The 20,190-nt window shown below is 64.6% G+C and carries 24 protein-coding genes and 1 pseudogene; 16 read left to right on the top strand and 9 right to left on the bottom strand.

The annotated features are described in order from the left end of the window. Positions 1 to 9: 9 nt before the first annotated feature. The 5 genes from Athai_RS34905 to Athai_RS24840 all read left to right on the top strand — a co-directional run bounded on the left by Athai_RS34905 (position 10) and on the right by Athai_RS24840 (position 6,676). Positions 10 to 1,845: an RHS repeat domain-containing protein gene (locus Athai_RS34905; RefSeq protein WP_203963736.1), complete on the top strand. Its 1,836-nt coding sequence runs from the start codon at positions 10 to 12 to the stop codon at positions 1,843 to 1,845. Beyond that, complete coding sequence (locus tag Athai_RS34425; RefSeq protein WP_239157150.1) at positions 1,842 to 2,471, top strand: hypothetical protein; 630 nt, start codon at positions 1,842 to 1,844, stop codon at positions 2,469 to 2,471. Before Athai_RS34905 ends, Athai_RS34425 begins: the two co-directional genes overlap by 4 nt. 47 nt (positions 2,472 to 2,518) lie before the next feature. Then, a complete protein-coding gene (locus tag Athai_RS34420) occupies positions 2,519 to 4,228 on the top strand; it encodes a glycohydrolase toxin TNT-related protein (protein WP_239157149.1) in 1,710 nt (569 codons plus the stop codon). An 859-nt stretch (positions 4,229 to 5,087) separates the two neighbouring features. Continuing rightward, the gene (locus Athai_RS24845) at positions 5,088 to 5,957 is read left to right on the top strand and encodes a polymorphic toxin-type HINT domain-containing protein (RefSeq protein WP_203963735.1); all 870 of its coding nucleotides are present in this window, start codon (positions 5,088 to 5,090) and stop codon (positions 5,955 to 5,957) included. Positions 5,958 to 5,959: 2 nt separating this feature from the next. Further along, complete coding sequence (locus tag Athai_RS24840) at positions 5,960 to 6,676, top strand: hypothetical protein (RefSeq protein ID WP_203963734.1); 717 nt, start codon at positions 5,960 to 5,962, stop codon at positions 6,674 to 6,676. Positions 6,677 to 7,398: 722 nt separating this feature from the next. Here Athai_RS24840 and Athai_RS35385 read toward each other — a convergent pair. After that, positions 7,399 to 7,485, bottom strand: a pseudogene (locus Athai_RS35385) (hypothetical protein); the annotation flags it as partial. 151 nt (positions 7,486 to 7,636) lie between these two features. Here Athai_RS35385 and Athai_RS24830 point away from each other — a divergent pair. The 4 genes from Athai_RS24830 (at position 7,637) to Athai_RS24815 (ending at position 10,885) form a co-directional block, all read left to right on the top strand. Beyond that, the gene (locus Athai_RS24830; RefSeq protein WP_203963732.1) at positions 7,637 to 8,452 is read left to right on the top strand and encodes a hypothetical protein; all 816 of its coding nucleotides are present in this window, start codon (positions 7,637 to 7,639) and stop codon (positions 8,450 to 8,452) included. 221 nt (positions 8,453 to 8,673) lie between these two features. Continuing rightward, the gene (locus tag Athai_RS24825) at positions 8,674 to 9,534 is read left to right on the top strand and encodes a polymorphic toxin-type HINT domain-containing protein (protein ID WP_203963731.1); all 861 of its coding nucleotides are present in this window, start codon (positions 8,674 to 8,676) and stop codon (positions 9,532 to 9,534) included. 342 nt (positions 9,535 to 9,876) lie between these two features. Further along, a complete protein-coding gene (locus Athai_RS24820; RefSeq protein WP_239157148.1) occupies positions 9,877 to 10,197 on the top strand; it encodes an RHS repeat-associated core domain-containing protein in 321 nt (106 codons plus the stop codon). A 70-nt stretch (positions 10,198 to 10,267) separates the two neighbouring features. Next, a complete protein-coding gene (locus Athai_RS24815) occupies positions 10,268 to 10,885 on the top strand; it encodes a Hint domain-containing protein (protein WP_203963729.1) in 618 nt (205 codons plus the stop codon). Between the two features lie 63 nt (positions 10,886 to 10,948). Here Athai_RS24815 and Athai_RS24810 read toward each other — a convergent pair whose 3' ends face one another. Both Athai_RS24810 and Athai_RS24805 read right to left on the bottom strand, forming a co-directional pair. Then, positions 10,949 to 11,728 carry a transposase gene (locus Athai_RS24810; protein ID WP_203963728.1) on the bottom strand — a complete coding sequence of 260 codons (780 nt, stop codon included), beginning with the start codon at positions 11,726 to 11,728 and terminating at the stop codon, positions 10,949 to 10,951. Between the two features lie 134 nt (positions 11,729 to 11,862). Further along, positions 11,863 to 13,034, bottom strand: a protein-coding gene (locus Athai_RS24805) for an IS3 family transposase (RefSeq protein ID WP_239156759.1) whose coding sequence is annotated in 2 segments (ribosomal slippage) — positions 11,863 to 12,764 and positions 12,764 to 13,034 — 1,173 coding nt in all. Because the reading frame shifts where the segments join, the coding sequence is not laid out codon by codon here. Between Athai_RS24805 and Athai_RS35380 the strand changes: the two genes are divergently transcribed. The 3 genes from Athai_RS35380 to Athai_RS24790 all read left to right on the top strand — a co-directional run bounded on the left by Athai_RS35380 (position 13,027) and on the right by Athai_RS24790 (position 14,376). Continuing rightward, positions 13,027 to 13,371 (top strand): nucleic acid/nucleotide deaminase domain-containing protein, encoded by a 345-nt coding sequence (locus tag Athai_RS35380; protein WP_420829800.1) that lies wholly within the window; start codon positions 13,027 to 13,029, stop codon positions 13,369 to 13,371. The two genes, Athai_RS24805 and Athai_RS35380, sit on opposite strands and share 8 nt — an antisense overlap. Positions 13,372 to 13,395: 24 nt before the next feature. Continuing rightward, complete coding sequence (locus tag Athai_RS24795) at positions 13,396 to 13,881, top strand: SUKH-4 family immunity protein (protein WP_203963726.1); 486 nt, start codon at positions 13,396 to 13,398, stop codon at positions 13,879 to 13,881. Positions 13,882 to 13,968: 87 nt separating this feature from the next. After that, the gene (locus Athai_RS24790; RefSeq protein WP_203966768.1) at positions 13,969 to 14,376 is read left to right on the top strand and encodes a hypothetical protein; all 408 of its coding nucleotides are present in this window, start codon (positions 13,969 to 13,971) and stop codon (positions 14,374 to 14,376) included. Here the strand turns inward: Athai_RS24790 and Athai_RS24785 are convergent. Next, a complete protein-coding gene (locus Athai_RS24785) occupies positions 14,348 to 14,785 on the bottom strand; it encodes a transposase family protein (protein ID WP_203963725.1) in 438 nt (145 codons plus the stop codon). The genes Athai_RS24790 and Athai_RS24785 overlap by 29 nt on opposite strands. A 387-nt stretch (positions 14,786 to 15,172) precedes the next feature. Here Athai_RS24785 and Athai_RS24780 point away from each other — a divergent pair, with 387 nt between their 5' ends. Next, positions 15,173 to 16,270, top strand: coding sequence for a DUF4037 domain-containing protein (locus tag Athai_RS24780; RefSeq protein ID WP_203963724.1), 1,098 nt, complete (start codon positions 15,173 to 15,175; stop codon positions 16,268 to 16,270). Positions 16,271 to 16,290: 20 nt separating this feature from the next. On the opposite strand, the gene Athai_RS24775 is transcribed toward Athai_RS24780, so the two are convergent. Further along, on the bottom strand, positions 16,291 to 16,689 hold the full coding sequence (locus Athai_RS24775; protein ID WP_203963723.1) for a winged helix-turn-helix transcriptional regulator: 399 nt from the start codon (positions 16,687 to 16,689) through the stop codon (positions 16,291 to 16,293). 36 nt (positions 16,690 to 16,725) lie between these two features. On the opposite strand from Athai_RS24775, the gene Athai_RS24770 reads away from it, so the two are divergent. After that, positions 16,726 to 17,613, top strand: coding sequence for an SDR family NAD(P)-dependent oxidoreductase (locus tag Athai_RS24770; RefSeq protein WP_203963722.1), 888 nt, complete (start codon positions 16,726 to 16,728; stop codon positions 17,611 to 17,613). A gap of 56 nt (positions 17,614 to 17,669) precedes the next feature. On the opposite strand, the gene Athai_RS24765 is transcribed toward Athai_RS24770, so the two are convergent. The 4 genes from Athai_RS24765 to Athai_RS24750 are packed head-to-tail and all read right to left on the bottom strand — an operon-like array spanning position 17,670 to position 18,551. After that, the gene (locus tag Athai_RS24765) at positions 17,670 to 17,894 is read right to left on the bottom strand and encodes a hypothetical protein (RefSeq protein ID WP_203963721.1); all 225 of its coding nucleotides are present in this window, start codon (positions 17,892 to 17,894) and stop codon (positions 17,670 to 17,672) included. Continuing rightward, complete coding sequence (locus Athai_RS24760; RefSeq protein ID WP_203963720.1) at positions 17,891 to 18,169, bottom strand: hypothetical protein; 279 nt, start codon at positions 18,167 to 18,169, stop codon at positions 17,891 to 17,893. The genes Athai_RS24765 and Athai_RS24760 overlap by 4 nt, the downstream gene beginning before the upstream one ends. Next, positions 18,157 to 18,336, bottom strand: a complete 180-nt coding sequence (locus Athai_RS24755; RefSeq protein ID WP_203963719.1) for a hypothetical protein — start codon at positions 18,334 to 18,336, stop codon at positions 18,157 to 18,159. The genes Athai_RS24760 and Athai_RS24755 overlap by 13 nt, the downstream gene beginning before the upstream one ends. Further along, on the bottom strand, positions 18,327 to 18,551 hold the full coding sequence (locus Athai_RS24750) for a hypothetical protein (RefSeq protein ID WP_203963718.1): 225 nt from the start codon (positions 18,549 to 18,551) through the stop codon (positions 18,327 to 18,329). The genes Athai_RS24755 and Athai_RS24750 overlap by 10 nt, the downstream gene beginning before the upstream one ends. Positions 18,552 to 19,022: 471 nt before the next feature. Here Athai_RS24750 and Athai_RS24745 point away from each other — a divergent pair, with 471 nt between their 5' ends. Both Athai_RS24745 and Athai_RS24740 read left to right on the top strand, forming a co-directional pair. Beyond that, the gene (locus Athai_RS24745; protein ID WP_203963717.1) at positions 19,023 to 19,925 is read left to right on the top strand and encodes a helix-turn-helix domain-containing protein; all 903 of its coding nucleotides are present in this window, start codon (positions 19,023 to 19,025) and stop codon (positions 19,923 to 19,925) included. Then, entirely contained in the window at positions 19,894 to 20,091 is a 198-nt protein-coding gene (locus tag Athai_RS24740; RefSeq protein WP_203963716.1) for a DUF397 domain-containing protein, read from the top strand. Before Athai_RS24745 ends, Athai_RS24740 begins: the two co-directional genes overlap by 32 nt. The last annotated feature ends 99 nt before the right edge of the window (positions 20,092 to 20,190 follow it).

Here is a 20,190-nt window from a genome sequence, read left to right as displayed (position 1 = left end):
TCGAGGTCGGTGTCGTTCGACACCGCGCTGGGCGGATCGATCGTCGACCGGGCGGCCTGGTCCGGGTTCTCCTACCAGACCACCAGCTACAGCGGCAGCGGCGGGAAGGCGGTGGCCCAGTCGATCACCACTCCGTGGCAGTCGTCGGCCACCGCGACCAAGACGCTGTCCGGGCTACCGGACCTGATCGCCCGGCACACCGACAGCTCCAAGACCGACACCCGGCAACTGCTGGCCGACGGGACCTGGCGCACCGCCGAAACCCTCACCACCCACGATGACGCCACCGGACTGCCGACCAAGGTCGACGACAAGGGCGAGATCGACGGCGACGGTGACCCGGTCGGCGGCAGCACCCCCGAGTCCTGCACCACCACCAGCTACGCCTCCGACCCGGCGCGCAACATGCTCGGGTTCGCCGCGCAGACCATCACCAACCAGGGCCCCTGCTCCACAGCGGTCAACACCACCACCATCGCCGCGTCACGTAACTACTACGACGGGTCCACCACGCTCGGCGAGCTGACCGGACCCGCCGAGGTCACCTCGTCCCAGTCGCTCAAGACGGCCGGCGCGGGTGGCGACGCGGTCTGGACGACACCGGCCCGCATGTCCTTCGACGCCTACGGCCGCACCCTGACCAGCACCGACCCGTTGGGCCGCACCGCCTCCACCAGCTACGGCACCACCGCCACCGACCGCAAGTACCTCCCGGTCAAGACCGTGGCGACCAACGCTGCCGGCTGGACGACCACCACCACGCTGGACCCCGGCCGGCAGCTGCCGCTGACCACCACCGACGTCAACGGCGGCGTGACCACCAACACCTACGACGGGCTCGGTCGGCTGACCGCCGTCTGGTCACCCGACCATCCACAAAGCGCGAACCCGACCCTGCCCTCGGCGAAGTACTCCTACCAGGTGTCGACCACCGCGCCGGTGGCGATCACCAGCCAGGCGCTGCTGGACACCCACAAGTATTCGGTGTCAATCTCGATCGACGATGCGCTGCTGCACGAGCGGCAGATCCAGTCCAGCCCGCTCAACGGCGCGGCCGGCGCCCGGCTGATCGGGATGGTCGACTACGACTCGCACGGCTGGACCACCAACACCGCCCAAGCGTTCTTCAACAAAGACAGTGCCCCCTCGGCGACACCGGTGTCGGTGGAGTCGGGCGAAATCCCCGCCGAGACCCGCGTCGGCTACGACGGTCAGGGCAGGCCGACCGGCTCCACCTTCTACTCCAACGGTGCTGCGCAATGGCAGACGGCCACCGCCTACCCGGGCGCCGACGAAACCGATGTCACTCCGCCGGCCGGTGGTACCCCGACCGCGGCGATCACCGACGCCCGCGGCCAGCAGACCCAGCTTCGGCAGTTCCACGGTGCGACACCGACCGGAACCTACGACGTCACGCACTACAACTACGACGCCGCCGGTCACCAGATCAGCATCGTGGGCCCGTTGGCGCAGACCGCTGACCCCAGCAGTTCCACCCTGCGTTGGACCAGCCGCTACGACGCACAGGGCAACATCGTCGCCTCCAGCGACCCGGACTCGGGCACCTCGACCAGCACCTTCGACGACGCCGGCCAGCAGATCTCCAGCACCGACGCCGCCGGCCAAACCATCACCACCGACTACGACCTGCTCGGCCGCCCGACCGGCACCCACAACGGCGACGCGTCCGGGCCGCTGCTCACCTCGCTGACCTACGACACCGCGACCCTCGGCAAGGGACTCCCGCAACCGCGACAGCCTATGCCGCCGACGGAACCACACCGACCTGGACCAGCAGCACCTCCGCCTACACCATCGATGGCAAGCCCATCGACCAGAAGGTGACCATCCCGGCCGGCGCCTACGGCAACACCCAGGCCATCAGCTACGGCACGCACACCGAATACACCGATGTGCTCGGTAACGTCTACAGCACCAAGATGACCGAGACCGGCGCCGGCGGCCTGATCGGGAACGAAACAGAATACTTCGGCTACAACCTCACAGGCCTGCCCACGTCGTCCGGCGGCATCGACTCCTACGAGACCAACACCAACTACGACCCCCACGGCCGCGTCACCCGCGCCACCAGCGGCGTGACCCCCAACCACATCGCCACCACCAACAACTGGGACGAGCCCACCGGCCGGCTGCTGGACACCACCGTGTCGGCGCAGTCCGGCGACAACTCCGCCGCCGCGGTCGACACCTACGACTACACCTACAACCCGGCTGGCAAGATCACCTCGTCCACCGACACCCGGGACGGCGGCGGCACCAGCAACGTCGACCGACAGTGCTACCTGTACGACCACCTCGGCCGCCTGTCCGACGTGTGGACCGACGCCGGCGGCGTCACCACCGCCCCAAGCCCATCGGTGCAGAACGTCGGCGGCTGCGACACGACCGACCCGAGCACGGCGTCGTTCTCGGGCCGGCGCCGTACTGGCGCAGCTACGCCTACGACCTGACCGGCAACCGGACCACCGCCACCGATCACGCGGTGACCGGCGGGGCGTTGACGACCACCACGACCACCGAAACCTTCGACACCCCCAACGCCGCGCACGCCGTCCACACCGCCACCACCGCGGTCGACGGCGCCACCAGCGGCAAGCAGACCTGGACCTACGACCCCGACGGCCGCCCCACCGGCATCGACAAGACCGGCGGCACCCAGGCCGACTCGACCCAGACACTGGCCTGGACTCCGACCGGGCAGCTGGCGAACCTGTCGACCGCTGAGAGCGGTAACCCGACCCACGACACCAGCTACGGCTACGACGCGACCGGCGGGTTGGTGGCTCGTACCGATGACGGTGTGACGACCTTGTATCTGGGGTCGGACACGATCACCGTCTCGGACGGGACGGTGTCGAAGGTGTCCCGGGCGTACGCGTTCCCGGGCGGCCCGACCGCGGTACGGGAGGCGACCACCGCCGGCACCACCTTGCATTGGCAGACCGCCGATCCGCAGGGCACGGGCCTGGACGACTTCACCGCCGACACTCTGTCGTTGACCCGACGCACCTACACCCCGTTCGGGCAAGACCGTGCTGCGGGCAACACCGGCACCGGCTGGGCCGGCGACAAGGGGTTCCTGGGCGGCGTCGCCGACGACACGACCGGCCTGACCAACCTCGGAGCCCGCGAGTACGCCCCGGCGCTGGGAAGGTTCCTCAACCCCGACCCCCTGCTGCAGCCAGGCAACCCGCAGCAGTTCAACGGCTACGCCTACGCCAACAACGACCCGGTCAACCAGTCTGACCCGACTGGGCAGGTTGCGTGTGCCGACCGTGGTGCCGTCTACGGGTGGACCGCACAGGACTTCAAGGATGCGGCCAAGCAGCGCGGCGACACCGTGGTGGTGGGCTCCAGCCCGCCGCCTCCGCCGGCGAAGCCTGCGCAGAAGAAGTGCGGCTGGTTGTCGTTCTGCAAGATCAAGCAGGTCGGGAACAGTGCGCTGCATTGGGCGCAGAAGCATCCCACGCTCGTCTCCACGATCGTGTCGATCGGGGTGGGTGTCGGCTGTGGCGCCGCGATCGGCTGGACCGGCGTGGGGGCGATCGCGTGCGGGGCGTTGTCCGGTGCCATCGGCGATGCAGTTTCGTATGGCTTGGAATGCTCAGCCGCCGGTGACTGTACTGGCGGAGGGTTCGCGAAGGCGGCGATTGTGGGAGCCGTCGCTGGGGCCGTAGGTGGAGCGATCGGTGGCGGCGCCGCCGGCAAGGTCATCCGCGCATTGGGCAAACGGGTCATCGCGAAAGCATTGAAGAAGGGCGCCACGGATGTCGTCGAAGACGCCGCAGAAACTGTCGGAAGTAAATCCGCCGAGGGGGCAGCTGAGACAGTAGAAGCAGGCGCAAGAGATGCGTCGACCTTGGAAGAGTCGGCAGGGAAAGAGTTGTTGCCATCGCCGTGGCCGCCGAATGATGGCTTCATGCACGAACCGGTCGATACCGTCTTAAAGCCCGGCTCCCGTATTGATCGATTCGGCCACGATGGCGGCCGGTTCGTTGCAAAAGAAGGAACCCCTCTCCCGCAACGAGCGATGAGGGTGGGAGCGGACAGGGCACCATACTCGATCTTTGAAGTTCAGGCCGACATGCAAGTCCGTGGCGGGATTACCGCGCCGGCATTCGGCCAGCCGGGTGGCGGAATCCAGTATACTTTGCCGGATTCCGTTGCAAATCTCCTGAAGGCTGGGACCATCCGAAGGGTCGGGTAATGGACCGAGAATCGTTCGAGGAAAGCGTGAGGGCTGAAGGAATTTCTTCTACCTCCTATATGATCGGCGGAGAGTTGGATGAAACATATTGCTTAACGCGATCCTCGGACGGCCAGTGGTCCGTGTTTTATTCCGAGCGTGGCCACCAGAGAGACAAGCGAACATTCGTAACAGAGGAGAGTGCCCGCGCGGATTTGTACGGGAGGCTCGTCTCGGACCCAACCACGCGAACTGGCTATATTGGCCCGGAGCTGCCTCGGGGGAGTGGCTGACAAACAAGAACCTGTCTTAACAGTCTCGCGATTGTGGATCATGGAGGCTTATTCACACAGTTGTGTAGAAATGAAGCCGGATCGCGGTTGAGATCGTTTCGGGGAACGTTGTGATCGGCCGCCGGTAGACTGACCCGACCGCGCAGTATGACCAGTTCCAGGGTAAGAACGACTCGGGGCGACTCGTGCTACAACCTGGTGGCTTACAGCCCGCCGCCTCCGCCGCCGGCGAAGCCGGCGCCGAAGAAGTGTGACTGGCTGTCGTTCTGCAAGACCAAGCAGGTCGGTAACTCCGCGCTGCACTGGGCGCAGAACCACCCCACCGCGGGTCTCCACCGTGGTGTCGATCGGGGTGGGAGTCCGGCGTGATGCCGCGATCGGCTGGACCGGTCTGGGGATGGTGGCCTGCGGGGCGTTGCCCGGTGCGGTGGCCTCGGCTGTGTCTTACGGGCCGACGTGTTCGGCAGCCGGTGGCTGTAGCGCGAAGGCCCTGGTCAAAGAGACGGTGATCGGGAGCGATCACCGGCGCTGAGGCTGGTGCTGGTGCGTGTTCGATTCACAGTTTCACTGGCGATACGCCGGTGGTGATGGCTGATGGGTCGTCGCAGCCGATCGACACGCTCCAGGTCGGTGATCAGGTCGCCGACAGCAAGCCCGGCGGGCATGGCACCGAGAAGCATCGGGTCGACCGGGTGATCGTCACCCACACCGACCACGACTTCGTCGACCTGACCGTCACCACCACAAAGGCCTCCCGGTCGCGCCGGCTGCCGGCCGGTGTCGCCGGCCCGGTCGTACCCGCTGCCGCTCATGCGACCGCGACGCTGACTACCACGACCCATCATCCGTTCTGGGATGTCACCACCCACACCTGGACCCAAGCCGCCAGCCTCCACCCCGGCGACACCCTGCAAACCCCCACCGGCCGGGCCCAGGTCGTCGCCTTGCACCTTTACACCGCCACCCAGACCACCTACGACCTCACCATCCACCGCCTCCACACCTACTATGTGAAGGCCGGGGCCACACCAGTCCTCGTCCACAACTGTGGCTACGAGGCGGAGGCAACTGCTGCGCAGGGCCGTGCGCAAGACCTCGAGGCGCAGCGAGGTTGGAGCGGAGGAACCACGGCCGTTATGGGGGTTCGAAATGTGGAGACTGGCTCCGTGGCAATTCGAATCGCTATAAATGGAGACAGGGCAATGCCGAAGTCGTGGGAACTGGGGGCAGGCGAAGAATTCGTACGAGGCGCCGGGCATGCTGAGGAGACGATATTTAACAGCCTTGCGTCTAATGAGGAAGTTGTCTATGGCGGGACATCTCGAAATGTGTGCCAAGCCATATGTGCGAAATTTATGCGACCGAACTCATTGACTCTGGGCGGTCGGCCATTTATGGGTCGTGCCGACAAGACTGCGTTTCGGACATTCTGGCGGCCTTGGCGCTCTAGGAGGTAATAGTGCGTATTACGCAATATCTTGATATTGAAGCGGCGCTTGGATCTCTTGATGCCATACTTGTTGAGACTGATGTAAACGCCTTGCGCGCAGAACATCTCGCTGCACACTTTGTCTATGATGATGAGGACCTAGACCTCGTGTGTCCCGCCTTCGGTGTGCAGCCAGACGCAGTGAGGACGGCGTATCACGAGCTGAAAAACCCAGATGAGTGGCCAGTATTCCGGATTAAGATGTCAAATAACTGCTCAATGCTGGTGATATATCGGAATTTTGAGGATGATCCTGGTATCGACTTTGTTCTCCAATTTGCGGATGTGGCTCGGGAAGCTCGCATCTCTGCATTGGAGGGCCACTATCTTGGCCCTGGACTCTCCTCGGGCGAATATCTGTCATTGGATGCGGGGATTGACTCAACCTCATTCGAGATCCTTCTCTTAGTTCCGATCGTTGGTGAAGCCCAGCCTGTCAATAACTACTATGAGCACGTTCTGTCAAGGATCCGGCAGGTGAACGGTGATCCTCGTGCGGCTGCCGAATTGGCGCGTCAATGGTGTCATCACAGTCCTTTCTGGCCGATGCCGACGTGGCGTAAACTTGACTCTGGGGTATTGGTTTCGGACGGGCAGTATAGTCCGAGGAATCCGGAGAATCCAAATGCTCTTGATCCGACACTTATGAAACTAGTGAGTCGCACGTTAAATGATTTTTCTGGATGAGGATGTAACAGCCCATCGTTCGGCAAATGCTACTGATCGGAGTTCGCCATTCACCACGTCGAGTTGGGCCTGTATTACCTTATATGAGCCATGTCGATGGCGGGAACAAAATTCCAAGAACAAGAAGCACTACGATAATCGCCGCGTTGAGGTACATGGTTGGGCTCCGCCAATAGCGCTTGCTTAGCTCCGGGACGTACGTCATGGACAGCCCTTACGGCCATGCGGTTCCGAACAGTCCTACTTCGTGCCCATTTCATGACTCAGTTCGTTCGTCATAGTCGGGAAACTTTCACCGTCATCCGGATCGTTTCTCAGGCTCATTCTATTCGCAATAGTCTCCAATGGAGATATCCATCAGTAGGTCTGGTCTGCTCACCGCCGCGACCAGCCACGATGCGTCCCAACTTGCCGAACTGCCGAGCCGACAGACCCGTGAACACCGGGATCTACTGCGGCTGATCGGATCTGATCGTTCGCTCCGGCTAAGACCAACGACCGACTCCGCCCACGATTACGGGACAACCTTTAGGGGCGTTTATGGAGGGAGCCGTCCGGCCTGCAGATGTTTCCGGCGAGTCGCTCCTGGACGTACTCACGCAACCTGTCGTTGATCGCGAGCCTCGCCGTCTTCGGTCGCTTCGCCGCCCCGCTTCCAGGCCACGGTCGATGCGGTCCTGCCGCCGCCAGGTGTAGATCGACTGATCGCTGATGCCCAGATCCCGCGCCACATCGGCCACCGCCCGGCCCGCCTCCACCGGGTCCAGCACCCTGCGCCGAAACTCCGGCGGGTACCCACGCCGTCCCATACCACCCTCTCCTTCAACATCGAGCGGCACAAGAATCCAACAACTCGCCTCCGAAAACCCCGGGACATACCACCTATGCGCGACCGCACTATCATGGCCCCAATGGTGGGCATTACTTCTATGGAGAGCGCATATGGTAAATGATCTTCACGTGCTCAATGAACAGGAAGTCACCATGTTCTTGACCGGGTCGGGACTCAAGCTCAGCGGTCATGGGGAACTCGCAGCGTTATGGCTTCCTGCTGCTGGCGAAGACGAGCCTCTGATGTTTGAAGAGTTGAGTGGTGCATGGTGCCAATTCAATTGGTGGGCGATGGGAAGTTGGTTTTCGACTAAAACGAACCCCGACCCCGCAAAAAGTTTCTCGGAACGATATCCTGAGCTCGCCGTTAAGAGCGTGATTTCGAATTGTATGATGTCTATCCCTGGAGGACGGAGGCTCTGGGCAGAGTGGTGCTCTGTCGAACTCGGAGCTGACCAACTCTACGCTCAAATAAGGCAATTACGGACCAGCCATGGGAAAGGTAAGTGCCTATCAATTGCCCCGCTCGGTGCGATCGTTGAAAGTTGGTACGCATCATCGATGATGATGTTTTACCGCGCGGTGATGGCTGCGAGCGGCGGGCGATACATATCAGATTTCGATGCAATAAATAGGGCCATTATTGCTCGATATCTTTCGGGCTCTTTGGAGGGCGGTTTTTCCTGTGTGATTCCGCTGGATCTCCACCCCTGGGGTGGTTGCGTTATGGTAGCGAGTGAGCAGGTTGTGTTAACTTTGAAAACTGCGTTGCCGAATACCCGCAAGGGCTCGCACGCGTCAGTTGGGAAGAGGTACGGAGTCATGCGGGCGGTATTTCGGTTTGATATGAAGTGGTCAACTCTGGAGGCTATTGGTCCTGAACCAGAAGCCCATGGGCAGGCAGAAAGCATTGTGCGAGAGGCCTTGTTAAAATTGTCACCCTAATGCATGGTTCGTGCGATTACCGGAGGCGATCGCTACTGATTGAGTGAAAGTCGGGGCTAGGTGTCCCTGGCGGAAAACCGTAGGCCGGAATACCAATTCCACTAAAAAATTCCCAGCGTAACAATGCTCGCCGATACGAGAACTCCTGGTTCCGTGACGACTGAGCGAGCGGTGCTGGTGCGTGTTCGATTCACAGTTTCACTGGCGATACGCCGGTGGTGATGGCTGATGGGTCGTCGCAGCCGATCGACACGCTCCAGGTCGGTGATCAGGTCGCCGACAGCAAGCCCGGCGGGCATGGCACCGAGAAGCATCGGGTCGACCGGGTGATCGTCACCCACACCGACCACGACTTCGTCGACCTGACCGTCACCACCACAAAGGCCTCCCGGTCGCGCCGGCTGCCGGCCGGTGTCGCCGGCCCGGTCGTACCCGCTGCCGCTCATGCGACCGCGACGCTGACTACCACGACCCATCATCCGTTCTGGGATGTCACCACCCACACCTGGACCCAAGCCGCCAGCCTCCACCCCGGCGACACCCTGCAAACCCCCACCGGCCGGGCCCAGGTCGTCGCCTTGCACCTTTACACCGCCACCCAGACCACCTACGACCTCACCATCCACCGCCTCCACACCTACTATGTGAAGGCCGGGGCCACACCAGTTCTCGTCCACAACTGCGGAGACGCTCTGCCGGCGGCAGACCGCGAACCGCCGAATGCCGGTCCAGTTCTATCCAGGAATGCCGATCCTGGCGAAGAGTTCAACATGGTCTTGTCGCATGGACAGCCGGTGAGCCGGCCGGGTGGGTTCGGCACCTTCGATGACATCCCAAACCAGGCTTATGCAAGGAGTCAATTGGCGATCCGAAGCGACTGGAAGCCGGATGTTTCCGTAGTGCAGCGGTACCGGATCCCCGGTGGGGATCCCATCAGAATCCAGGAAAGTATGGTGGGTCCACAGTATGATCCCAGCACCGGGCAGATTCTCCCCGGCGGAGGTACTCAATTGGAAATCCTGAATAATGCGGACCGTGCCCGGCTCATCCCCGTGGGTTCCCCAGTGGCGCTGTCGCCCTGAAGGTGGTCAGAATTGGACTCTGAGATAGCTCTTGAATGGGACGAGGGAGAACCCGATGTGGCGTGGAAATACCGGGGGTCAGAGTAGAGAAGCGCTTTCCCGAGCCGCCGAGCAGTGTCGTCGTTTGGGCGAATCCTCCAAGCGTTATCGTTGTTGAGCCCATCGTGAGTGCTGGGCGACTAGATAACGCGATCGTATTCGCGCCAAGCGGAATGGAACGCCTGCGCCTCGTGCCTCCCGCAGTCACCAGTGAGCGGTCGTGGAGGCTGGGATACTACGCTGTTTTCGTCAGTGATGGTGTACTGACTGCCGTTTTTTCGACCAGGATCGGCGACTATTGGGGTGTGCCGAACCTCGAAACAGGCGAGTTGGAGCAAGTTGCGGAATGGCGTTAGCCCGACCCGGCGCCGATGGCACGTCCTACAGCTGACCCGACGCACCTACACCCCGTTCGGGCAAGACCGCACCGCCGGCAACAGCGGCACCGGCTGGGCCGGTGACAAGGGGTTCCTGGGCGGCGTCGCAGACGACACCACCGGTCTGACCAATCTCGGAGCCCGCGAGTACTGCCCGGGGCTGGGCCGGTTCCTGAATCCGGATCCCCTGCTGCAGCGAGATCCTGTCCTGGTTCGGCTACATCCCCGTCGCCGGATCCGTCGCTGACGCTGCCAACGCTGTTTGGTATGCGACCGAAGGGCGCTGGGCCGAGGCGGGGGAGTCTCTGGGCTTCGCGGTGATCGGCATCATTCCGGTCGGGAAGATCCTCAAGCTCGCGGGCAAGCCGCTGATCAAGGGCAGCGTCAAGGTCGCCAAGATTTTGACCAAGGGTGCCGAAGACGGCTCAAAGGCCGTCAAACCCGCAGTCAAGGACGCTGGAAAATCCCTGGCCAAAGACACCGCCGAAAGCGGCGGTAAGAAGGCGGCGAAAGGTGCAGGAAAGGATGCCGCAGAGGGTGTAGGGAAGTCGGCGAAGTCGGCCGAGTCCTCACATGGGGGTGGTCGCCCGAAGGGGTGCAACAGCTTCCCCGGAGACACGAGGGTCCTTCTCGCAGACGGCAGCTCGAAACCCATCGCCAAGCTTCACATCGGCGATCATGTCACCAACGAAAAACCAGACAAGCACGGCACGCAAAAGCACCGCGTCGATGGTGTCATCCGCACCACCACTGACCACGACTTCGTCCAGATCACGCTTCAGGACGGCCAGGGCCAACAGAAGATCACCGCGACCGCCCATCACCGCTTCTGGGACCACAGCAGCCACCGCTGGACTGAAGCTGTTGACCTGAAGAGCGGCGATGAACTCCAAACGACGCACGGCACGACACGCATTAGCACGCTCACGCGCTAAAGGTTGTCCCGTAATGATCTTGATGGGTTGATGCGGAAGGGCTTCACGGCCGAGCTGGACCAGTCATACGACCATGGTCAGGTTGCGCATCAACGCGATACCCGCGGCGGCGTACCAGACACCGTGTCGTTTGCGGCGGCAGTCACGCAGGATCTTCCAGGACTTCATGTGGGCGAAGCAGTGCTCGACGCGGGCGCGGATACGGCGGTGGACGGTGTTGAGGTCTGGTTTCCACTGCGGCAACGGCGGTTGGTCCTCGCGGGGGTTGCGGTAGGGCATGATCACGTCCGGGTTGCCCTGGTAGCCGCCGTCGGCGATCGCCGCCGCGCCGGCGCACTGCTGATCGATGCCGGAGTCGGTGTAGGCGGTGCAGTCGTTGCGGTTGCCGGGCAACGGATCTCCCACCGCGACGGTGATCCGGGTGTTGGCGTCGATGGCCACTTGCAGGTTGGTGGAGTACCGGTAGTTCTTCGACCGGGCCGACATGTCCCGGTCGCGGATGGGCACCAGCGTGCCGTCCACGATCAACACCGCCTCGGGCCGGTGCCGGCGGGTCTGGGGCACCAGGACCAGGTGTGGAGCGAGGTGATCGACGATGCGTCCGGCAGCGGACTTCGATACTCCGAACAGCGGGGCGATCTGGCGCAGGGTCAGGTTGGTGCGGTAGTAGGTGGCCACCAACAACACCCGGTCGGCCAGCGACAGGCCCCACCGGCGGCCAGCGCCGGTCTGCTCGCCGCCGCGACCAGCCACGATGGCCACCAACTTGCCGAACTGCCGCTCCGACAGCCCAGTGAACACCGGGATCCACTGCGGCTGATCGGCCCTGATCGTCTGTTCCACACCAAGATCAACGACCGAGCGGACCAACGATTACGGGACAACCTTTAGGGGCGTTTATGAAGGGAGGGAAGATGGGAGATATAAAACTTCTTGGGACTGCCCCGAGTTTGTTTGACACTCGGGGTTGGCGGGTGTCAGGCCGCGTGTGTGGTGGTGTAGATGGTCTCAAACTCGATCGGGGTCAGTCGTCCGAGGCGGGTTTGACGGCGACGCCGGTGATAGGTGGCTTCGATCCAGGTGACGATCGCGAGCTTCAGCTGGTGGCGGGTGGTCCAGCGGCGGCGGTTGAGGACGTTCTTTTGCAGCAGGGCGAAGAACGATTCCATGGCGGCGTTGTCGCCGCAGGCACCGACCCGTCCCATCGATCCGGTCAGCCCGGCCTGGTGCAGTGTGGTGACGTATTTCCGGGACCGGAATTGGCTGCCCCGGTCGGAATGTACGATCGTGCCACCTGGTTCGCGCACCGCGACGGCGTGCTGCAGCGCGGCGACGGCCAGGTCAGAGGTCATCCGGGAGTCGATGGAGTAGCCGACGATCCGGTTGGACCACAGGTCCTTGATCGCGCACAGATACAGCTTGCCTTCGGCGGTGGGGTGTTCGGTGATGTCGGTCAACCACACCCTGTTCGGTGCCGAGGCGGTGAAGTTCCGGCCACCTCCAGGACGCTTGAGCAGATCGTCATGCACCGGTGGCCCCGGCCTACGGCCCAGCTCCCGCTTGCGGGAGTGAGTCGAGAAGATCCGCTGGTCGCGGCACAGCCGCCAGACCCGGTTGTCGGAGGCGTGGTGGCCGGCGGCACGTAGTTCGTCGGCAACCAGCCGGTATCCGAACTCCGGATCGTCGGCATGGGCATCGATCGCGGCGTTGGTCAGATACGCATCCTGCACGTCGCGCTGGGACACCGGCTCGGCCAGCCACTGGTAGTAGGCCTGCCGGGAGAAGCCCAGCACCCGACACGTCACCGCGACCGGCACCCGGACAGGGGCGTCGGCCGCGGCCAGGTCACGGACGAGCGGGTAGGTCATTTTGGGTTGATGTCCCGGGCCAGATAGGCAGCGGCCCGGCGCAGGACCTCGTTTTCCTGCTCCAACAGCCGGATCCGCTTCTTCGCCTCACGCAGCTGTTCGGACTCCTCGCGGGTCACTCCCGGACGTTGGCCGTCTTCCACGTCCGCGGCACGCAGCCAGTTGGACAAGCACGACTCGGAGATCCCGAAGTCTTTCGCGATCTGCGTCAACGGCGCGCCGCCGGCACGGGCGACGGCGACCACATTGTCCCGAAACTCACGGGGATAGGGCTTGGGCACAGCAAACATCCTTCCAGCAAGGCCAGCAGCCTCACAGATCAGGTGTCAACCAAACCCTGGGCAGTCCCCGGCCAGGTATTTGGATGAGAACGGAGAGGCCCAGACGATCGTTGCCCGCTCATCAAAAGGTAGAGGCAACCATGCGGAGAATAAGATTTTGCGGATGGTAGATCCCGCGCCAATAACGGACCTCTACTCAGAACTCCAGCCCTGTGCACGGTTGTGTGCGAAGGCACTAGGTCAAAATCCACACATAAACGTGACGTGGAGTTGGGCCTGGACTACCTCCGCTGCCGGGGGGGGGGGCATCGCGAGCGGCGCAATCCGCGGCAGTTAGCTCCCTTTTCGGAAGGTCGTGACTATGGCGAGTCGGGTCGTGCGCAGAGCGATATTTCCGCTGGAATCAACAACGCGGCTCAATAGCCGTGATGCTCAGATGTTCTTGGCTAACGAAGGTTTGCCAGAGCAGGACCTCTTGGTTGAATACTGCGATTGGCAAAACGTTTCGTCAATTGATATCGGATCAAATAGTTTTCTTTCGATCGGCAATGCCGGAGATGAGATTTTAGGAATTGATACGACTACCGCACGGGTTGTGGCTATCTCTCGGATAGACGCCGACATCGCATATATTGCCAGCTCGGTGATCACATTTGCCGCCCTGCTGGAGGCGTTTACGAGGCGTTACCCGTTTCTTCCTGATAAGTCCGGCCCAGATGGATTCGTGCATGCAGCTGATGAATTCAAAAGCGAGTTGCAGAGGATCGATGCATCCGCGCTTTCGGAAGATCCCGGTTTTTGGAACGACCTATTGATGGATATCTCCATTGGAGATTATTGCGAATAGAATGAGCGTGACTATGACGAACGAACTGAGTCATGGAACGGGCACGAAGTAGGGCTGTTCGGAACCGCATTGCCGTAAGGACTATCAATGACATATGTCCTAGAGCTGAGAAAACGCTATTGGCGAAGTCCGACCATGTACCTCAACGCGGTGATCATGGCGGTGCTTCTTGTTCTTGGAATTTTATTCCCGCCGTCTGCGTGGCCTGTATACCTGCTTGCTCTTATCGTCTTCTCGGTGGTCATAGGTTCGGGTGTGCGCTTTGTTGGGCGAATGTGGATCCGGCTGGATCGGGGGCGCGTTTACGTTGATGACATGCAATGGGGGCGGCGCCAGATGGATCGAAGTCAGGTGGCGCAGATCGTTGTGGGTGGACGAGTCTGGCGTGTTGAGTCGAGAGATGGATCGATCTTACGGCTGCGGACGGAGTGGTCCGATGGCGAGTTGGACCTCTTGGCTCAGGAGCTTAAGGTCCCGTTGATCCGTCAGGCATGATTCCCGTTAAGACCGTGAGCCTTTTTCTTCGTGCGGGGAGTTCGTGTCGGTGGAGGACGTGGATGCTTTGGTCAGGCGTCCGGCTCGGTCGGGGCTGGAGCGGAGTTTCCGCAGGATGCGCCGGGTCTTGAGTTGAGAGTTGGCTCGTTCGCCGGGGCCGCGTGTCGTCGTGTGGGCGCAATTGGCGGTCTTCTGCGGTTCGGGGTGGTTGCGGCCCTTGTGGTGGCCTGGTCACTTCCGGGCCGGTACGGTGGTAGCCCATGTCGCCCAGGGCGATCAGCCCCGCTTGGTGTAGTGCGGGAAGGATGTTCCAGATCCGGGCCGCGGCGGTGTCATGCACGCTGCCGGGCAGCGGACGCGACACCCACACGATGCTCCCGTCGGGTGCTGAGATCACCTGCAGGTTCATCCCGTGCTTGCGGTGTTTGCCGGAGTAGAACGGCCGGTCGCTGGTTACCCTCGACGATCTCGTTGACATGCTGCCAGCACGTGGTCGTTGACACCTCGAACCCGGGCGTACGGCGCCGTACCCCCCGGTAGTACAGGTCGTCGGCAAGCCCTCGTCCAGCGGCGGTTGCCGCACCCGGGACACGTACTCCACGCCCACCAGTATCGCCGCCCGCCCGGTACGCGTCCGGTTGCCCACGAGACGTTCCCGCGCGCGGTCCGAGGCCATCGATCGAGCAGGTCGGAGCAACGATCCGAGCGTGGCCGGGCGGCCGTGCCGGGTGGTCGGAGCGGTTCCGTCCCGAGAAATCCGGTCGCACGGCCAGGAGGCCGTTGGCAGGGTCGGGGCATGGCGGGTGGGTTCGTGGCGGGGTTGGAGCTGTCCCGGGGGTTCTACCGGGAGGCGGTGCGGCCGATTCTGGACGCGGCGGTACCGGGAGTGGAGCACAGTGCGGCGCGGCTCGGGAGCGGGTCGGAGGTGTTGGGGTTCGACACGGCGCGGTCGGCGGACCACGAGTGGGGGCCGCGGGTACAGCTGTTCCTGAGCGCGCCGGATGTCGCGGAGCACGGGGCGCGGCTCGATGCGGTGTTCGCGGAGCTGCTGCCGAAGACGTTCCGCGGCTATGCGACGCACTTCGTCGCCGCCGGGGCGAACGGCATCGGGACGATGCAGGTCACCGACGGTCCGGTACGGCATCGGGTCGAGGTCACCGATCCGCACAGCTGGTTCGTCGGGCAGCTCGGGTTCGACCCGGCCGACGGGGTGACCACGGCGGACTGGCTGGCGGTGCCGACGCAGCGGCTCGCCGAGGTGACGGCGGGCGCGGTGTTCCACGACGGGCTCGGGGCGCTCGGGCCGGCGCGGGCGCGGCTCGACTGGTACCCGCACGACCTGTGGCTGCACGTGCTCGCCTGCCAGTGGCAGCGGATCTCGCAGGAGGAGGCGTTCGTCGGACGCTGCGGCGAGGTGGGTGACGAACTGGGGTCGGCGGTGGTCGCGGCCCGGCTGGTCCGCGACCTGATGCGGCTGTGGCTGCTGCTGCACCGGCGCTACCCGCCGTACGGGAAGTGGTTGGGCAGCGCGTTCGCCGGCGTGCCGGGGGCCGGTGCGCTCGGCCCGCACCTGAGGGCGGCGCTGGCGGCGACCGACTGGCACACCCGGGAACGGCACCTCGCTGCGGCGTACGAAACCGTTGCGGCGCAACACAACCGGCTCGGCCTCACGGATCCGGTCGATCCGGCGACCCGGCCGTACCACAGCCGCCCGTTCCGGGTGCTGCACGCGGAACGGTTCGCCGCCGCGCTCGCCGCCCGGATCACCGACCCGGAGGTGGCCGCGCTGCCGGCGGTCGGTGCCGTCGACCAGTTCGTCGACAACACCGACCTGCTCTGCCGCCCGGCCCTGACCCGTGCCGTCACCCGAGCCACCGTCGCCGAGCCGGGCTGACGCGACCATCCACAGTGGAGTCAGTGGGCGCGGCGGGCCGCGGCGATCTCGGGCTGATGCTGCACCGCCCAGTCGGCGAGCGCGGACAGCGGCACGAGCAGGGTTCGGCCGAGCGGGGTGAGGCTGTACTCGACGCTCGGCGGCACGGTCGGATGCACCTCCCGGTGCACCAGCCCGTCGGCTTCGAGGCCGCGGAGGGTGCGGGTCAGCATCCGCTGGCTGATCGTCTCGATCCCGCGGTGCAGTTCGTTGAACCGGTACGGGCGGGTGCCCAGCAGCACGATCACCAGCACCGACCACTTGTCGCCGACCCGGCGCAGCACGTCGGTGACCGGGCACTGCTCGTGCTCCGCGGCCGGCACCGGATTGGGCAGCGGGGTGCTGACCATGGAGGGCACACCGCTGTGCGTACCTGACATCGAACTGCCTTCTTCCGCGGGCCGCTCCGGTTACTCATGATTGCGGTAGGTACCAAGAGTAACTACCCAGGAGCGGCCGTCGTGTCCAACCGGAACCAACCCCGCGTCATCGTGGTCAGCGGCGGTACCGACGGGATGGGGCGGGCGCTGGCCCTCTCCCGGGCGGAGCGCGGCGATTGCGTGGTCGCGCTCGGCAGCAACCCCGGCAAGGGCGAGAAGCTGCTTGCCGAGGCCGACCGGATCGGCGCCGCCGGGCGGATCGACTTCCTCCAGGTCGATCTGTCCAGCGTTGCGCGGACCCGGGCCGCCATCGAACACGTCGCCGCTCGGCATGACGCCCTCGACGCACTGGTCCTGTTCGCGAACAGGCAGGCACCCCGGCGGATCGCCACGACCGAACGGCTCGAACAGACCTTCGCGCTGTACTACCTGAGCCGGTACCTGCTCAGTCACGAGCTCGCGCCGTTGCTGGCCCGCGGCCGGACCGGCGTGATCGTGAACGTTGCCGGGGTGGGGATCCGCAGGGGCGGGGTTCACTGGGACGATCTGCAGCTGCAGCGCGGCTACCGGATGGTCGCCGCCCAGCTGCAGGCCGGCCGCGCCAACGATCTGCTCGGGGTCGCGTTCGCGGCGCAGCACCCTTCCGTGCCCTACGTTCTCTACCACCCCGGGTTCACCAGGAGCGGCGATCTCAGCACCCTCCCGGTACCGATGCGGGCCTTGATCCGGCTCGCCGCACGGATGGCGGCACGACCGGTCACGACGTCGATCGAGCCCATCCACCGGCTCATCGACCACCCGCCGACCGCGCCGTTGACCGCGATCGACCGGGACCGGATGCTGCCGCTGACGCTGGACACGCTCGATCCCGCCAACGCCACCCGGCTCGACGCGGCGACGCGGACGCTGCTCGCGGCGCTCTGAGTACCCCGCGACCCGGTCAGGTGGGGCGCCGGGATCGCGTCCCGACGCCCCACCACTCAGCACCGGCGGCGGACGACGATGCGGTCCAGCCAGATCATGACGCGGCCGGGGCGACCGTCCCGCCAGGTGCCGACCAGGTACGCCCAGCCGGGTGTGTCGCACGGTTGGGTCCAGCGCACCGTCAGGACGTCGGTGCGCACGGCGAGCGGAGCGACGGCCGGGCTGATCGGTACCTGGTCGCCCGGCAGCGGCAGCACCCCCGAGGCGTACACGGCGCTCACCACCGGTCCGCCCGTGTCGCCGCCGGTGCGCTGGGCGGCTGCTCGCCTGTCGCGTTGCCCCACAACGGGTCGGGCAGCCCGCGCAGCCGCGCGACCGGTACCAGGTAGCTGCGTTCGTGGACGGTGCCGCCGTCGATCAGGTACCCGTCGAGCCACCGGTACCCCTCGATGCCGGGATCGCGGACGCCGAGCACCCGGTACGGCAGGTCCGGCAGCCACGCCGGCAGGCCCAGCAGGTCGCCGATCCGCGGCGGCCGGTCCATCAGCGCCGCCATGTCGGCACCCGCTCGGGTTCGAGCCGTTCGACCAGCCCCGGTGGCGCCCAGGTGACCCGGCCGTCGGTGCCGGTGATCTCGACCAGCCGCCCGTGATGCAGGTACGCCTCGGCCACGGTGACGGTGCGCCGGCCGATGCGCGCCCGGTCGCCGGGGATCACGACCATGGCGCACCACCCCGGCCGGCGGCGTGCGCGGGTACCCGCTCGCGGCGGCGTGCGGCCAGCTCCTGTGCCTGCTGGTACGGGTCGCGCAGTGTCGTCGCCGACCGGCGTCGGCGGCCGGCCTGCCGGTCGATCAGGTACGCGGCGACGATGGTGACCGCCGCCGCGCCGACGACGAACGCGGTGCCGAGCACCGCCGCGTACGTGATGGCGTTCATCGCCACCACCCGTCCGGGTCGACCGGCCGCGCGGCAACCTCGTCCCGCCAGTCCCGTATGCGCGCGCGGACCCGCCGCAACGCTCTCACGGTACGGTGATACAGCTCCATCGGTAGGGCTCCAATCCTTCGATGGGGCGGGGCGCGGTGCGAGCTTGCAGGCGAGGCACCGCGCCCCACCGTCTTTATGGGACCCGCCGTCGGGTACGGCGACGACGGGCCGTTCTGTGGCCGGTCGATGGTCGGTTCGCTCAGGTGAGTGCGCATTCCAGACCAACCGGCGTGGTCACGATGCGGCTGCTGAGTCTGAGAAGACCGCTCCGTGACGCACTCGTTCGTCACATCGCGTCATGCCCGAGATGCGTGCGGCGACCGATCAGTCGATTAGACACGGCAATAAATTAAATTTCAACCCTATCGACAAGGTTGGATTGACTTTCGCGATTGACTGTTCTGTGCCAGACTGGTCGGCATGGGAACCGGACCAACCGCTCAGCGTCGCCGTCTGGGCATACTGCTTCGCGAGATGCGCAATGCGGCCGGGAAGGACGGATCCGCTGCCGGTGCAGCAGTCGACCGCTCGGCCGCCTGGGTGAGCCATCTTGAGGCGGGAAGGGTCGGCATCCGGCCGAAGATGCTCGATGAGCTTCTGGCCTTCTACGGCGTCACCGACGACGAGATGCGGCGCGAGATGCATCAGCTCGCCGTTGGTGGCCGCGAGCGAGGCTGGTGGTCGAAGTACGCGAGCGTGCTCAGCACGCAGTACTCGGCCTACGTCGGCTACGAGAACGATGCGACCGGCCTGCAGATCTACGAGACGCTGATCGTTCACGGACTGCTCCAGACGCCGGAGTATGCCGAGGCTGTGGTGCGGGCAAGCCGACCTGGTGAGTCCTCGGCGACGATCCGCAAGTTGGTGGACGTCAGGCTGAACCGGCAACGTCGGCTGCAAGGTGAGAATCCGTTGCAGCTCATGGTGGTCATGGACGAGGCGGTGCTGCATCGCATCATCGGTGGGGACGTACAGGTCCACCTCGACCAGATGACCCGCCTGCTCGACGTGGCGAGGGGCGAACCGCACGTGCGCGTGCAGATCATCCCGTTCGACCACGCGATGTTTCCCGGCATGCTCAGTTCGTTCACGATCATGGGCTTCGCCCGTGACCCGGACATCGTTTATGTCGAGACGCTCACCGGCGACCGCTACGAAGATCCGCCCGAAGCCGATCGCTATACAGTGGCGTTCGGCGATTTGCGGGCGGCTGCCCTGTCCGAGTCCGCGTCGGTCGAGCTGATCGAAGCGGCAGTGGACCGGGCCGCCACGAAACTGAAGGGGGCAGCCCATGCCCATGGACTCACGGTGGCGGAAGAGTAGCCGTAGCGGCGGCAACGGATCCTGCGTCGAGGTTCGGCTCGTCGACGGCGTGGTCCAGGTTCGTGACACCAAGCTCGGCGAGGCGAGTCCGATCCTGGACTTCCCGGCCGCGCAGTGGGCCGCGTTCACCGCGGACGTCCACGCGGGTGCCCACGACCTCGCCTGATCAGTACCGAGACGAGCGGGCGGTCTGTTGATCGCCCGCTCGCCGCGCGTGCCGCGCCGATTGTCGGTGCGACAGGGCGCGGCCCCGAGAACGATCTCG

Origin of the sequence: Actinocatenispora thailandica, assembly GCF_016865425.1 — a bacterium.
In the GTDB taxonomy this organism is placed as follows: Bacteria; Actinomycetota; Actinomycetes; order Mycobacteriales; family Micromonosporaceae; genus Actinocatenispora; species Actinocatenispora thailandica.
Note: the sequence above shows the minus strand (reverse complement) of the source record. Positions and strands in the feature narration are given on the sequence as shown.